11 protein-coding genes are annotated in these 12,687 nt (G+C 73.7%); 9 read left to right on the forward strand and 2 right to left on the reverse strand.

Annotation, left to right across the window (positions count from 1 at the left end):
• The first annotated feature begins 482 nt into the window (after window positions 1–482).
• On the forward strand, window positions 483–1,373 hold the full coding sequence (locus tag ACWCPM_RS26715) for a Gfo/Idh/MocA family protein (protein ID WP_450978792.1): 891 nt from the start codon (window positions 483–485) through the stop codon (window positions 1,371–1,373).
• Between the two features lie 105 nt (window positions 1,374–1,478).
• On the opposite strand, the gene ACWCPM_RS26720 is transcribed toward ACWCPM_RS26715, so the two are convergent.
• The gene (locus ACWCPM_RS26720; protein WP_450978793.1) at window positions 1,479–1,751 is read right to left on the reverse strand and encodes a GlsB/YeaQ/YmgE family stress response membrane protein; all 273 of its coding nucleotides are present in this window, start codon (window positions 1,749–1,751) and stop codon (window positions 1,479–1,481) included.
• A gap of 297 nt (window positions 1,752–2,048) precedes the next feature.
• Here ACWCPM_RS26720 and ACWCPM_RS26725 point away from each other — a divergent pair, with 297 nt between their 5' ends.
• The 7 genes from ACWCPM_RS26725 to ACWCPM_RS26755 all read left to right on the forward strand — a co-directional run bounded on the left by ACWCPM_RS26725 (window position 2,049) and on the right by ACWCPM_RS26755 (window position 9,628).
• The gene (locus ACWCPM_RS26725) at window positions 2,049–3,158 is read left to right on the forward strand and encodes a PP2C family protein-serine/threonine phosphatase (RefSeq protein ID WP_450978794.1); all 1,110 of its coding nucleotides are present in this window, start codon (window positions 2,049–2,051) and stop codon (window positions 3,156–3,158) included.
• Between the two features lie 179 nt (window positions 3,159–3,337).
• Complete coding sequence (locus ACWCPM_RS26730) at window positions 3,338–3,544, forward strand: hypothetical protein (protein WP_450978795.1); 207 nt, start codon at window positions 3,338–3,340, stop codon at window positions 3,542–3,544.
• Between the two features lie 234 nt (window positions 3,545–3,778).
• Window positions 3,779–5,182, forward strand: a complete 1,404-nt coding sequence (gene sthA, locus ACWCPM_RS26735) for a Si-specific NAD(P)(+) transhydrogenase (RefSeq protein WP_450978796.1) — start codon at window positions 3,779–3,781, stop codon at window positions 5,180–5,182.
• A 421-nt stretch (window positions 5,183–5,603) separates the two neighbouring features.
• A complete protein-coding gene (locus ACWCPM_RS26740) occupies window positions 5,604–7,076 on the forward strand; it encodes an APC family permease (protein ID WP_450978797.1) in 1,473 nt (490 codons plus the stop codon).
• A 9-nt stretch (window positions 7,077–7,085) separates the two neighbouring features.
• Complete coding sequence (locus ACWCPM_RS26745) at window positions 7,086–8,039, forward strand: hypothetical protein (protein WP_450978798.1); 954 nt, start codon at window positions 7,086–7,088, stop codon at window positions 8,037–8,039.
• 46 nt (window positions 8,040–8,085) lie between these two features.
• Window positions 8,086–8,802 carry a Type 1 glutamine amidotransferase-like domain-containing protein gene (locus tag ACWCPM_RS26750; protein WP_450978799.1) on the forward strand — a complete coding sequence of 239 codons (717 nt, stop codon included), beginning with the start codon at window positions 8,086–8,088 and terminating at the stop codon, window positions 8,800–8,802.
• 136 nt (window positions 8,803–8,938) lie between these two features.
• Window positions 8,939–9,628, forward strand: coding sequence for a nucleoside/nucleotide kinase family protein (locus ACWCPM_RS26755; RefSeq protein WP_450978800.1), 690 nt, complete (start codon window positions 8,939–8,941; stop codon window positions 9,626–9,628).
• A gap of 3 nt (window positions 9,629–9,631) precedes the next feature.
• Here ACWCPM_RS26755 and ACWCPM_RS26760 read toward each other — a convergent pair whose 3' ends face one another.
• Complete coding sequence (locus tag ACWCPM_RS26760) at window positions 9,632–11,470, reverse strand: hypothetical protein (RefSeq protein ID WP_450978801.1); 1,839 nt, start codon at window positions 11,468–11,470, stop codon at window positions 9,632–9,634.
• A gap of 267 nt (window positions 11,471–11,737) precedes the next feature.
• Between ACWCPM_RS26760 and ACWCPM_RS26765 the strand changes: the two genes are divergently transcribed.
• The gene (locus ACWCPM_RS26765; RefSeq protein WP_450978802.1) at window positions 11,738–12,661 is read left to right on the forward strand and encodes a MurR/RpiR family transcriptional regulator; all 924 of its coding nucleotides are present in this window, start codon (window positions 11,738–11,740) and stop codon (window positions 12,659–12,661) included.
• Window positions 12,662–12,687 lie beyond the last annotated feature (26 nt).

A 12,687-nucleotide genomic window follows, 5' to 3' on the forward strand; every position in this document is an offset into this window, starting at 1 on the left:
CACCCCTTCCCTCCACCTCGCTCTTCCGATCCCGACCCCTCACCGCGGAGCGTCCCCCCGGCCGGCGCTCCCGACCCCTCACCGCGGAGCGTCCCCCCGGCCGGCGCTCCCGACCCCTCACCGCGGAGCGTCCCCCCGGTCGGTGCGGCCCTGTTCACCCGCACCGACCTCCACCAGCCGCACCCGCCACACCAGCCACGTGTGTGACGTCCTTGAACATGCGGGACGCCCCTGGCAACCAGGCGCCCGACGGACCGCCCGCGGACGGCACGCGGGCGGTCCGGTGCGCGCGCGGCCCCCGCCCCCTCACCGAACTCGCTCCGGCGCACCCCGGACATTCCCGCGCGATCCCCGACGCCCCCGCACCCACCGCCCGCGTCGGTGCTCGGTATGCCTTTACGCCATTCGTGTGACATTCTCAGCCAGGGCGGCAGCATCCGTGCCGGTCCCCGCGAAGTTCTTGACCGTGGGAGAGGCAACGCATGCGTATCGGACTGCTCGGCACCGGCCCCTGGGCGCAGATGGTGCATGCCCCCGTCCTGGCCGCACACGAGGAGCTGGAGTTCGTCGGGGTATGGGGCCGCCGCCCGGCCGCCGCCAAGGAGCTGGCGGAGCGTCACGGCACGCGCGCCTTCGACGACGTGGACGCCCTGCTCGGCGAGGTGGACGCGGTGGCCGTCGCGCTGCCCCCGGCCGTGCAGGCCGACCTCGCGGTGCGGGCCGCGCAGGCGGAGTGCCATCTGCTGCTCGACAAGCCCCTCGCCCCGACGGTCGCCGAGGGACGGGCGGTGACCGAGGCCGCGCGCCGGTCGGGTGTCGCCTCGGTCGTCTTCTTCACCACCCGTTTCCAGACCGAGCCCGACGCCTGGATCGCCGAGCAGGCCGCGAGCGACGGCTGGTTCGTGGGCCGCGCGCAGTGGCTGGGCGCGGTGTTCAGCACCGACGACAGCCCCTTCGCCGCGTCACCGTGGCGGCGCGAGAAGGGCGCCCTGTGGGACGTGGGCCCGCACGCCCTGTCGGTGCTGCTGCCGGTCCTGGGCGACGTGACCGGCGTGTCCGCGGCGGCGTACGGCCCGCAGGACACCGTGCACGCCGTCCTCGACCACGTCACCGGTGCCTCCAGCACCCTGACGCTCAGCCTCACCGCACCGCCCGCGGCGGCCGGAAACGCCGTCGAACTGCGCGGCGCGAGCGGGGTGACCTCTCTCCCGGAGAGCTCCGAAGGCGCGCACCCCGCCTTCTCCCGGGCGGCCGACGCGCTCCTCACCGCCGCCCGCACCGGCCGCCCGCACGCGTGCGACGCGGCTTTCGGGCTGCGGGTCACCGAGATCCTCGCGTCCGTGCAGGACGTGCTGGACCGGCCGCTCGACTGAGCCGCGCGGCCCACGACAGGGAGGGGGCACGGAACGGATGTCCGTTCCGTGCCCCCCTCCGTGGGACTCCCGGGCCACGCGGCCCGCTCCCGCCGCGGTCGAGCCCTACGCGTGCGAACGCCGCCCGCCGGTGACGGCCCGGTAGAGCACGAGCAGGATGAGCGAGCCGACGATCGCGGCGACCCAGGTCGACAGGTCGAAGAACCCGTCGATCGAGTCGACGCCGAAGACGACCTTCCCCAGCCAGCCGCCGAGCAGACCACCGGCGACACCGATCAGCATCGTGATGATGATCCCGCCCGGGTCCTTGCCCGGCAGCAGCAGCTTGGCGATGGCGCCGGCCAGAAGGCCGATCAGGATCCAGGCGATGATGCCCACGTGTCCTCCACCCGTCCGTCGGAATTGCGTTCCCCTTCCGGATGCGCGGAGAAGCCGTTGTCAAACCAGGAACCGGACGACTCCCCCGCCGGTCCGGGCCCTCGGCGCGGCGGGACCGGTCCCGGTCCCCCTCGACGCGCGGCGGGAAGCCGGCCGCCGGCCCCTCCGGTGAGGACGACGGCGGAGTCGTCGTCGACGGCCTCCCCGACCCGCTGTCCGCGCCACCGGCACGGCACCCGGCGCCCGCGCCCCACCACCCGACGTGCGGCACCCGGTCCGGCGTAGCAGCGTGGGGGTGTGGACACGGCCCGCGTGCTGTCACCGCTCCGGCGACTGGACCGGCGGGGCTGGCTGCGGGGCGCGCCGCCGCCGCGCTGGGTGCGGGCCCTGCCGGTCGTGCTGATCGCCGGCGTGACCACGGCGACGGCACTCAGCCACGATCCGCTCGACATCGGATTCCTGCTCGGCGCCATCCCGCCGCTGGCCGTCCTGTCGTACGGTCCGCTCGGGACGGCGCTGCTCGGCGGGAGCGCGATCGTGCTGCTGAACATCCCGGCGCTCCAGCTGGACCGGCCCGGGGACACCGATCTCTGGACGATGGGTTTCGTCGCCCTGCTGAGCGTGTTCGTCTCCTTCGTACGAAGTCACCGTGACGCCCAGCTCGATCTGGAGCGCACGATCGCCGAGGCCGCCCAGCGCGCGCTGCTGCCGCCGCTGCCCGAGGCGGTCGGCCCGGTCCGCTGCGCGGGTCTGTACCGGGCGGCGCAGCGCGGGACGCTGGTCGGCGGGGACTTCTACGACGTGCGGGACGGGCCGTACGGGGTGCGCGCCGTGCTGGGGGACGTCCAGGGGCACGGACTGGCCGCCATCGGGACGGTGTCCTCCCTGCTGGGGGCCTTCCGGGAGGCGGCGCTCGACCAGCCCGACCTGGAGTCCGTGGCCGGCCGGCTGGACCGCAGGCTGACGATGGACGTGGCGGAGAAGCGGCACGCCGACCTGTTCGCCACGGCGGTGCTGCTGGAGTTCGCCCCCGGCGCGCTTTCCGTCCGGGTGCTGGCCTGCGGGCATCCGCCCCCGGTGCTGCTGCGCGCTGGCCGGGCCACGGACGTCGCGGTCGAGGCGTGCACGCCGCTGGGCCTGGGTCTCGGCGGCGGCGTCGCGCAGCCAGGGGGGACCGTTTCGCTGGAGCCCGGCGACCGGCTCGTCCTCGCCTCGGACGGGCTCTTCGAGGCGCGTGACCCGGCGGGCGCCTTCTACCCGCTGACCGACCGGCTGGCGCTCCTGTACGAGAACGGCCGCCCCGGGCTGCCCGACCGCGTGTGGGAGGACCTGCTCCGGCACACGCGGAGCATCCACGACGACGTCACGATCCTCGTCCTCGCTCCCGGGGCGGCACGGAGCCGCTGACTCCCCGGCTCTCCCCGCGCGGGTCGAGCGGGCGCGCGACCGGGGGCGACGATGACGAGCGCGGGGCCCTGTGATCCCCCCTTCCGGATGCAGGGACTGCTCCGGCGTTGAATGGTGTAAGTGGACCCGATGACCCCACCGGGTCCGCGGCAGAACCCCGGACCGGAGGAGCAGAGATCATGTCGACGCCACAGCCCGACGCGTCCCGGACGTCCGCGGACAGCGTCACCCCGGACGCCCTCCTCCACCCCCGCACCGGCACGGACGTGTCGCCGGAGGACGTGGTGCTTGCCTCAGGCAAGGACCTCACACCGAAGAACCTGGAGTGGGCGCGGCGCAAGCTGGACCAGGAGGGCGACGCGGCGCTCGACAAGCTGCTGCCCTAGTACCTGCCGTCCGGAGCATGCCGGCGGCGCGGGTCCCGGCCCGCGCCGCCGGCGGTCCCCTCGCCCGACTGCCCGTGGGCCGGCGGAAGTCGGCGTGCGTCACGGGGGAAGTCGGCGTGCGTCACGGGGGTCGTCGCGGTGGCCGGTTCCCGCGCCACCGTCGATGCCTCACGGCACCTTTCTTGGCGGTCCCGCCCTTACGGAGGGGCACCGTGGGCTGTCACACTTCCGAGGGTGCCCGACTTCGACATGCTCGTCCTCGGATCCGGACCCGGTGGCCAGAAGGCCGCCATCGCCGCGGCCAAACTGGGCCGCCGGGTCGCCGTCGTCGACCGCGCCGACATGGTCGGCGGGGTCTCCATCCACACCGGCACCATCCCCTCGAAGACCTTGCGCGAAGCGGTGCTCTACCTCACCGGCCTCACCCAGCGTGACCTGTACGGGCAGAGCTACCGCCTGAAGGAGGACATCACCGTCGCCGACCTGACCGCGCGCACCCAGCACGTGGTCGGCCGCGAGGTCGACGTCATCCGCAGCCAGTTGTCGCGCAACCACGTCGCCCTCTTCGCCGGCACCGGCCGCTTCACCGACCCGCACACCGTGGCCCTGCGGGAGGTCACCGGGCAGGAGCGGCGGATCAGCGCCGAGCACATCGTGATCGCCACCGGCACCCGGCCCGCCCGGCCGGACAGCGTGGAGTTCGACGGCCGCACGATCATGGACTCGGACAACGTCCTCGCGCTCGAACATGTCCCGCGGTCCATGGTCATCGTGGGCGCGGGCGTGATCGGCATGGAGTACGCGAGCATGTTCGCCGCCCTCGGCAGCAAGGTGACCGTGGTCGAGAAGCGTGCCGCGATGCTCGACATGTGCGACGTCGAGGTCGTCGAGTCGCTCAAGTACCACCTGCGCGACCTCGCGGTGACGTTCCGGTTCGGGGAGACCGTCGCCGCGGTCGAGCGGCACTCCCGGGGCGCCCTGACGGTGCTGGAGAGCGGCAAGAGGATACCCGCGGACGCGGTGATGTACTCGGCGGGCCGGCAGGGCCTCACGGACGGCCTCGACCTGGACAAGGCGGGCCTGAGCGCCGACGCGCGCGGCAGGATCACGGTCGACGAGCACTACCGCACGCAGGTGCCGCACATCTACGCCGTCGGTGACGTGATCGGCTACCCCGCGCTGGCGGCGACGTCGATGGAGCAGGGCCGGGCGGCGGCGTACCACGCGTTCGGGGAGCCGGTGGGGCAGATGCACAACCTCCAGCCCATCGGCATCTACACCATCCCCGAGATCAGTTTCGTGGGGCGGACCGAGGACCAGCTCACGGAGGACCGGGTGCCGTTCGAGGTCGGCGTCTCCCGCTACCGGGAGCTGGCCCGGGGGCAGATCATCGGGGACTCGCACGGTGTGCTGAAGCTGCTGGTCTCGCCCGAGGACCGCACGCTGCTCGGCGTGCACTGCTTCGGCACGGGCGCCACCGAACTGATCCACATCGGGCAGTCCGTGATGGGGTGCGGCGGCACCGTCGACTACCTGGTCGACGCGGTGTTCAACTATCCGACGCTGGCCGAGTCCTACAAGGTGGCGGCGCTGGACGCCACGAACAAGCTGCGCCAGATCGACCGGATGGCGGACTGACCCGACGGCGAACACCCCATGGCCGGCTGACCCGATGGCGGACTGAGGGGACCCTCGCCGAGGTCTACGGGGCGGCGCGGGGTGCGTTCCCCGCGCGCCCCGCGGGGCGGACCGCACGGCGAAACGCCGGTTCCGCTTCGTGGCCGGCAAGCTCCTTGACGGGCGTCGGAGTTGGCACGGCGGCACTCCGCGGGATTTCGGCGGAGGCCCGTCTTGCACGGCCGACGCGCGGGGCTATCATCACTCGCACACACGGTGTGACCGTCTGACAACGGGGTCGGCCGACCCCGCCCCCTCGCTCCTCGCCGCCCCGACCCGAGGTCATCCCTCTTCGGCCGAGGGCGGGTTCACCCCCCCCCACACCACTTACGCCGCCGGGGCGATCCGCGCCGGCGGCGTGCAAGGCGAAAGCAGCGCAGGCATGCACAAGAGCACGGGCAGGGGGCTCCAGGCGGGCGCCCTCGGTACGTTCGACACCGTGGTGATGGCCGTCGCGGGCAGCGCCCCGGCGTACTCGCTGGCCGCGACCACGGCCGTCCTGTTCGGGGCGGTGGGGCTGGCGGGGCCGGCGGCGCTGCTGTACTCCGCGATACCCATGCTGGGCATCGCGCTGGCGTTCAGCTCCCTCAGCCGTATCGACGTGAACGCGGGCGCCAGTTACTCCTGGGTCGGCCGTACGCTCCATCCCTTCCTGGGGTTCATCAGCGGCTGGGCGCTGGTGGTGTCGGCGACCATCTTCATGGTGGCCGGATCGCTGCCCGCCGGGGCGATGACCCTGGCCCTGTTCGACAAGGACCTGGCGGACGACACGGCGCTGGCGTCGGTGGTCGGCGCGGGCTGGTTCCTCATGATGCTGCTGGTGGTGCTGGGCGGCGCCCGCCTCACGGTGCGCGCACAGCTGCTCATGTCGGGAGTCGAGCTCTTCATCCTGGCGGTCTTCGCGCTGCTGGCGCTGCTGCACTCGGACAACGCCCGCGCCTTCGACTGGTCCTGGCTCGGATTCAGCCACTTCGACGGCCTCTCGGGCTTCGCGTCCGGCGCGCTGGTCGCGGCGTTCTACTACTGGGGCTGGGACGTCGCCTGCAACCTCAGCGAGGAGACCCGCAACAGCCGCCGGACCACGGGGCTCGCGGGCCTGATCGGCATCGCGATCGTCTTCCTGCTGTTCATGGTGTTCACCATCGCGGTGAACATCGTGCTCTCCACCCGGCAGATCGAGGAGAACGGCGCCGACGTGCTGGCCGTGCTCGGTGACGAGATCTGGCCCGGCTGGGGCGGCAAGCTGCTCGTGGTCGCGGTGATGCTGTCGACCATCGCCACCCTGGAGACCACCCTGATCCAGGTGACGCGCTCGCTGTTCGCGATGGGCCGGGACCGCACGATGCCGTCCGCGCTGGGCCGGGTGCACCGCCGGTGGAACACGCCGTGGGTGGCGATCGCCGTGGTCGGCGCGGTGGCGCTGGCGATGTTCGTCGCCGCGAACGCGCTGGGCTCGGTGGGCGACATCCTGTCCGAGGCCATCTCCGCGATCGGACTGCAGATCGCCGTCTACTACGGCCTGGCCGGTCTCGCCGCGGTCGTCGCGTACCGCGGGATGCTGCTGCGCTCGCCGGCGCACTTCGTGCTGCGCGGGGCATGGCCGCTGCTCGGCTCGCTCTTTATGTTCTGGGTATTCTTCGAGTCCCTGGGCGAGTTGAGCGCGGCGGCGATCGGGATCGGCGTCGGCGGACTGGCCATGGGCGTGGTCCCGATGCTGTGGTACTGGCACCGGGGCAGCGACTACTACCGCCCGGAGCGGCTGGACGCGACGCGCGCCATCTCTCCGGACTACCCACCGGGCGGCCGGCCCACCGCGGACGCCCGCAGCCACGAGGGTCTCTCCACCGACTTCTGAAAGAGACCCATGGCGCGCGACCGCTTCACCCCCGACTTCGACCCGGACTACGGGGACGCGGACCTCACCGCGGCCCGCCACGACATCGTCATCGGCCGCTGGCAGGGCCTGCGCGAACTGCTGCGCTCCACCGGCTCCGACCGGGCCCTGCGCGGGCACCGGGTACGGCTGCTGGCGCAGGCCTGCGCGGACAGTTCGGCCGTGGAGTCATGGCTCGCCGCCGAACCGCACAGCGCGGACGCGCTGGTACTGCGGGCCGCGACCGAGACGGCGCGGACGTTCGACGTGGCCATCGCGGCCGGCCGGGGTGTGCCGATCGACCTGGAGCGCATCGACGGCACGGTGCTCGCCTGCCTGCGCGCCACGGAGGCCGCCCCGGCGGACCCGACGCCATGGATCTCGCTGATCTCCGTGGCCCGCCTCTACCCGCAGGGGGTGCGACGGGGCGAACTGGCGCGCTGGTGGAACGAGTTGCACCAGCGCGACCCGTTCAGCATCGAGGGACACCTCCAGGTCCTGCACTACTACTCCTCGCGCTGGCACGGCACCCACGGCCTGATGTACGACTTCGCCCGCGACGCCGCCGGGGTGGCCCCGCCGGGCTGCGCGCTGCCGGTGCTGGTGCAGTACGCCCGCGTCGAGGAGTTCCGCTACGCCCTGGACGCCGCCCGGGGCCGCCACTCCTCCGTCGGCCTCGGGCAGCACTGGGACCACGACGGTGCCGTCTCCGACGTACGCCGCACCTGGCAGCGCTGGATCAGCGAACGCCCGGACACCCCGGTCACCCCGGTCGAACTGCGGGACCTCAACTACCTGGCGCACGCCGCCTGCCATGCCGGTGCCACGGACATCGCCACCGGACTGCTCCGCCTGCTGGGGCGCCGGTACACGCGAACTCCCTGGTCCTGGACCGGAGATCCGGTGAAGGAGATCACCAAGTGGCGAGGCCAGTCGCGGCTCTGAGCACTGGCACACCGGGCGCGTCCCGTCCCGCGCCCAGGAGGCACCCGTGACCGCCGCTCCCCCACGCCGTCTGGCCCTGCTCGGCGGGGGATTCTCCACCGACGGGGACGGGCTGCTGGACGACTGGGTGCTCGGCCAGGCCCGCGCGTCCAGGCCGCGGGTGTGCTTCGTGCCCACCGCGAGCGGCGACGCGCCGGGCTACGTCGAGCGGTTCCTGGACGCCTTCCGGCCCCGGCGGTGCGAGCCGTCCGTCCTGCCGCTGTTCCGGCGGGAGCTGGACGACGCGGCGCTGCGCGGGTTCCTGCTCGCTCAGGACGTGGTCTACGTCGGAGGCGGCAACACCGCGAACCTGCTCGCCGTCTGGCGCACCCACGGTGTCGACCGGCTGCTCACGGAGGCGTCGGACGACGGCACCCTGCTGTGCGGGATCAGCGCCGGCGCCAACTGCTGGGCCGAGGGCTCCCACACCGACTCCTTCGGCCCCCTCACCTTCCTGTCCGACGGCCTGGGCCTGCTCCCCGGTTCGGTCTGCCCGCACTACGACAGCGAACCGGGCCGCCGTCCCTCGTACCGCGACGCCGTGGCGACCGGCGCGCTGCCGGCGGGGTGGGCCCTGGACGACGGCGTGGGGGCGCTGTTCCGGCACGGGGAGCCGGCGGAGGTGGTGACCCGCGCTCCCGGCGCCCGGCTGTACCGGGTGGAGCCGGACGGGCGGGGCGGAACCGCGGAGCGTGCGGTGACGCCGCGCCCGCTCGTCCGCTGAGCACCGCCGCGTCCGCGGCGTCCGCGGCCCGGGCGTCGTACACGTTCACGGCACGGGCGCGGCGCGCGGCGGAGCCGTTCACCGTCACGGGCCTCCCGCCGAATACGGCGGCCCGGCGCCTGACACACTCTGCGGTGTGCCCACGACCTTCGACGACCTCCTCGCCCGCGCCCGCGGCCTCGCGGTGGACGGCCGCCGTGCGGTCCTCGGCATCGCCGGCAGCCCCGGCGCGGGCAAGACGACCCTCGCCGAACGGCTCGTGCGGGAGCTGAACGGCTCCGGCCGGCCCTGGGTCGCGCACGTCCCGATGGACGGTTTCCATCTGGCCGACGCGGAACTCGACCGGCTCGGCCGCCGCGACCGCAAGGGCGCGCCCGACACCTTCGACGCGGCCGGGTACGCCGCCCTGCTGCGCCGCCTGCACGAGGACGCGGACGACGTGGTGTACGCGCCGGGCTTCGAACGGGTGCTCGAACAGCCCCTCGCGGGTGCGATCCCGGTCCCGCCCACGGCCCGCCTGGTCGTGACCGAGGGCAACTACCTGCTGCTCGACTCGGGTGCCTGGGCGCGTGTGCGTCCGCGACTGGACGAGGTGTGGTTCTGCGAGCTGCCCGAGCCGGAGCGCGTCCGCCGCCTCGTGGCCCGGCACGTGGAGTTCGGCAAGGAGCGGGAGGAAGCCGTGGCGTGGGTCATGGGCACGGACAAGCGCAACGCCGCGCTGGTGGCGACGACACGGGACCGCGCCGACCTCGTGGTGCGCCTGGACCGACCGCCCGGACCGGGCGTACGCGCCTGGACCGGTGGTGCGGGAGACTCCGGACACTGAAGGCTAGACGGGTTCCAGCGTCAGTTCCGGTTCGCCGTGGGCGTCGCCCGCCGCGTCCCCGATCAGGGCGGTGAACGCCTCCGTGCGCAGCGTCAGACCGCGCGGGTCTGCCGCGAGTGCCGGCGTGTAGCGTCCGGCGGGACCCCCGTAGCGCACGGCGAAGACGTGCAGGTCCGCCGGTGCCCCCGGGGCCGGGTCCGCCTCCAGGGCCGTCGAGGAGATCAGGTGCCGCCAGCCCTCGTCGGGGTCGCCGAAGACGCGCGGGTCGGCGCAGAGCGCGAACGCCGCCTGTTCCTGGGTGATCTCCGCGCGGGCGTCGAAGTGTTCGGGCCCGGACGCGGCGGGGTGCGTCAGCCGCAGTGGGCCCGCGGACGTCACACCCGCCGGCCGCGCGGTCCTGAGCACCCGGTCCCCGTCGTCCGCCGCGTACGGCATTCCGGCCAGCAGATACGGCGTACCGGGCAGCCGCTGCACGGCGACCGTCACCCACAGACGCGTGCCGTCGCTGACGTACAGGGACCGCACATGGCGCAGGACGCGCTCGCGGTCGACGACCGGCTGGCTGACCAGCTTGCCGACCAGGCCGCCACCGCTCAGGTCGCGGACGCGGACCTCGCCGAACGGGCGGCACAGCAGCAGCCCGTCCGTCACCGGTCCGAAGCCGTGCTGGCGGTGGACGGCGGCGGGGAGGTAGTAGGTGCCCGCCGCCTCGATCAGTGACGGGGTCATCCGGTCGTCGAACGCCACCGAGACACCGCCCGCGCGCAGTCGGTGGCGGGCCGGCGCGGTCGAGGGCGCGCGGTGCCAGCCCGGGGTGTCCTGGATCTGCCAGACGAGCATGAACGCGAAGTGGCCGTCGAGGCCGCCGTCGGGCCGGGCCGCGTGCCGGGCCCAGCGGGAGTCGCCCCGGTAGCGGCCCAGGTCGGCGCCGATACGGCGGCCGAAGTGGCGAAGGCCGAGGACCGCCTCGAAACCGCAGTGCTGTTCGCTGTAGCGGGGCCCGCCGAGGTCGAAGCCACCGCCGGTGAGGCGGGCGTCGAGATAGCGGGCGAGCGCGTCGCCGTCCTCGGCGAAGACGTCCTCGCCGCTGACCCGGTGGGCCTGCGCGAGGAAGGACAGGGAGATCGGGCCGTAGTTGTTGTCGTACGCCCCGCCGTGCTCGGGCGGCAGCAGCGCACCCCGGGAACCGACCCGGCGGGCGCGGATCCCGTCCTCGTACAGGCGTGTCGCGCGCCGCCGGACGTCCGCGCCCTGTCCGGGCGGCAGGTGGGGGGCCAGCATGAGCCCGCCGACGACACAGGCGATCGCCTGGTTGGCGGCGCGCTGCGGGTCGAAGAAGGTGGCCTCGGTCAGCCAGCGCCAGTAGCCCAGCCCCAAGCCGGTGAGTTCTTGCCGCAGTCGCGCGTCGAGGAGTCCGTCCGCCGCGTCCAGCACGTCGACGGTCTGGAGCAGCGCCCAGACGGTGCTGGGCCAGTCGCCGTGCGGGTGCGCGCCCGCACGGAGGACGAAGCGGGCGTACGGCAGTCCGCGGTGGCGCTCCCGCAGATTGGGATAGCCGGGGTTGTCCTCGCGGAAGACCCGCTCGCGCAGATGGAAGGCGAGGCTGCGGCGTACGGCGTCCGGCAGGCGCGGGTCGCCGCCGCGCTGCCAGGCGAGCGCCAGCAGGGAGGTGACGCCGAGGGAGGTGTCGCCGACGTCGAGGACGGCGGCGGGGTGTTCGAGGCTTCCGTCGGGCGTGATGCGGGCGAGGGCCTCCTCGGCGAGGGCGGCGAGGACGGCGTCGTACGCCTCGGGTGTGTCGGGCAGGTCGTGCAACGGGCGGCGCTGGTGAGGGAGATGCACGTCCGTCAGCCTTTCCGCGCGGCCCCGCCGGTGAACTCCGGAGCGGATGCCGGCGCGGTCGCCCGGCTCGGTGCGCGGGACCTCGTCCGTCGCGCGCGGGACGCCGGTGCGGCTCCTGGAGCGGGGCGCGGGAGGGAGTCCGGGGGGCGGGGACGGCGGGTACCGGTGCCGTACCCGTCGGGTGCCCCCGGTGCTCGGCGTGCGCCCCTGATCGACACGGTGCGTGAGCTATGTTGAAGCTTCGTGGGAAACAAAGGAGGCGCACCGGTGCCATCGCCGCAACAGGCACGAGCACAGGCGTCAGCGATCACCTCGGGAACGGGCGCACCGGAGGCGGAGGCCGCTCCGGCCTACCAGCTCAGGGCGCTCTTCGACCGGCCCCGGCTGTCACCCGGGCAGCGGCGCATCGCCCAGTACCTGATCGAACACATCACGGAGGCCGCGTTCCTGCCGATCACCGAGCTGGCCGACCGGGTCGGGGTGAGCCAGCCGTCGGTGACGCGCTTCGCTGCCGCCGTGGGCTTCAGCGGCTACCCGGCGCTGCGGGAGAAACTCCAGGCCATCGCCCTCGGTACCCTGGCCGGCGGTCCGGCCGGTGCCGAGGAGGACCGTGGCAACGAACTCCAGGCGGCGGTCGACTCCGAGATCGAGAACCTGGAGAACCTCCGCCGGGACCTGGCCGACCCCGGGCAGGTCGTCGAGATCGGCAGACGGCTGTCGGAATCGGCTCCGCTGACCGTGCTGGGCCTGCGCATCTCGGCCTCCCTCGCCGAGTACTTCGCGTACGCCGCACGCCGTATCCACCCGGACGTACGACTGGTGACGCGGGGCGGCACCGTCGCCTACGACACGCTGCTGCAGGCTCGCGAGGCCGGGGGCACCTGGGTACTGGCCTTCTCGCTGCCCCGGCACGCCCAGGAGACGCTCGCCGCCGTACGCCTCGCGCGGGAGGCCGGGCTGCGCGTCGCGCTGATCAACGACCTGGCGTTCGGGCCGCTCGCCGAGGAGGCCGACGTCACCTTCGCCACCGGCATGGGCTCCCGGCTGGTCTTCGACTCCTACGCCGCGCCCGGTGTGATGGCGGCGGCGCTGCTCCAGGCCATGACCGACGCCGACCCCGAGCGCAGCCAGGCCCGGCTGGAGGCCTACGAGCAGATCTCCGACCAGCACCAGTTCTTCCTGCGGGACTGAGCCCGCGCCCCACCCGGACGACCCTG

The organism is Streptomyces sp. NPDC002309, assembly GCF_053593375.1.

Coding starts and splice junctions, on each gene's coding strand:
- ACWCPM_RS26715 (WP_450978792.1), top strand. CDS start 483: ATGCGTATCGGACTGCTCGGCACCGGCCCCTGGGCGCAGATGGTGCAT.
- ACWCPM_RS26730 (WP_450978795.1), top strand. CDS start 3,338: ATGTCGACGCCACAGCCCGACGCGTCCCGGACGTCCGCGGACAGCGTC.
- ACWCPM_RS26740 (WP_450978797.1), top strand. CDS start 5,604: ATGCACAAGAGCACGGGCAGGGGGCTCCAGGCGGGCGCCCTCGGTACG.
- ACWCPM_RS26745 (WP_450978798.1), top strand. CDS start 7,086: ATGGCGCGCGACCGCTTCACCCCCGACTTCGACCCGGACTACGGGGAC.